This window comes from Nostoc sp. CALU 1950, from assembly GCF_051172895.1.
Lineage (GTDB): Bacteria > Cyanobacteriota > Cyanobacteriia > Cyanobacteriales > Nostocaceae > Nostoc > Nostoc edaphicum_A.
Genome location: NZ_JBDNJQ010000376.1, coordinates 1 through 1,273, shown reverse-complemented (window position 1 = coordinate 1,273; position 1,273 = coordinate 1). Strand labels below are relative to the sequence as shown.

The 1,273-nt window shown below is 42.7% G+C and carries 2 protein-coding genes; both read right to left on the bottom strand.

Translation table 11 applies throughout. The annotated features are described in order from the left end of the window. Positions 1-28: 28 nt before the first annotated feature. Complete coding sequence (locus ABF638_RS38000; RefSeq protein ID WP_435027887.1) at positions 29-757, bottom strand: ISAzo13-like element transposase-related protein; 729 nt, start codon at positions 755-757, stop codon at positions 29-31. Further along, positions 754-1,149 carry a hypothetical protein gene (locus tag ABF638_RS37995; RefSeq protein ID WP_435027886.1) on the bottom strand — a complete coding sequence of 132 codons (396 nt, stop codon included), beginning with the start codon at positions 1,147-1,149 and terminating at the stop codon, positions 754-756. Before ABF638_RS37995 ends, ABF638_RS38000 begins: the two co-directional genes overlap by 4 nt. Between the last annotated feature and the right edge of the window lie 124 nt (positions 1,150-1,273).

Below are 1,273 nucleotides of genomic sequence, written 5' to 3'. Positions count from 1 at the left end.
AGGGATTTGCAAGAAAATAAGATACCAATTAAACGGGGAAAATTGTGATATCCCATTTAGGTAGAGTTTCGGAAGGTTGCCAGAAGGTTTGGTAGTGTTCTAACTCTTGTGACAGAACCTTGATTCCTTTTTCATAGGTTGCTTCAATACGATGAACAATGGGTGCAATCCCTTTCCAAGTCATATTGGAAGCCCACTTGATGGCAACTTCAATCGAATCCAGAATTGCGCCATTCCAATAGTTCTCTAGGGCTGCCCAACACCGCTCTATCGGATTGTACTTGCTATGGTACGGAGGATAGTAAATCAGTCGGATTCTTAAATTAATTGCACAAGAGAGTTCAACCATGCGTTTGATAAATTGTGTGCGGTTACTGCGAGTTGCTGCACCACCATCGAGATCAATAACCCATTCATCGATATTTTGATAATTGTGTTGATTCTCATGCCACCAAGCGGTTAAACAATCGACAATAAAATCACTAGTTTCAGCCGACTGACCGAAGTAAATTGATAGCTGGTCACTGTGGGTGTTGAGAATACCAAAAGGAACTAAGACTTGTTGCCACTGTGTATCGTGGTCATCCGCAGCTTTTGGTTCTAATGTCCGAGCTTTACCACCTCTGGAAAGGTTACCTATCTTCACCTTGGCTTTGGTATCTATAGACACTCGCAACGATTTGGGATTTTCATCCGATGCCTGATTTTCCCGAAACACATTGTCGAAAATGGCATCTGTTTGCGGAATCTTTTTCAAGGGCTTTGTTTTTTGTGTTTTTTTAGGCGATACCCCAAGCTATTAAGAATCTTCCCCAGAGTTTGACGAGACGGCAATTGACTGTGGTCATAACCGATTTCACAGATTAATGCTTCTCGTACCGCTCTGGCACTGATACGAGCATATAGAAAGGTCGATTGAAATTTTGGGTCTGCTTGGGCTTGAGCATCTACCAAAGAACAAATATCTGCTTCTAAATTCGGCAGAATCTCAACACTATTATGTCGTCCCCTTGCATGATAGTTATCCACACAGACTATCCCCGTCCGCCGTTCATGCAAGCCAAGTTGTACACAGGAGCGATTCCATCCTAAAACTGTCTCTGCAATGCGTGCTGAACTATCGAAGTAATCTTCAGTAACTTTTGCCATGAAGTCTCTTTTGCAGCTGCCAGTTAGTTTCTTAGCTGCATCTTTGAAGGTAGATTTTATGGTGTCGGTAAGCATGAACCCTGTGATTCCAATTCTAGAAATTCAGAGCAAACGCGGGCAGATC

Excerpts from the sequence above, each read along its gene's own strand:
- ABF638_RS37995 (WP_435027886.1), bottom strand. The coding sequence starts at position 1,149 with ATGGCAAAAGTTACTGAAGATTACTTCGATAGTTCAGCACGCATTGCA.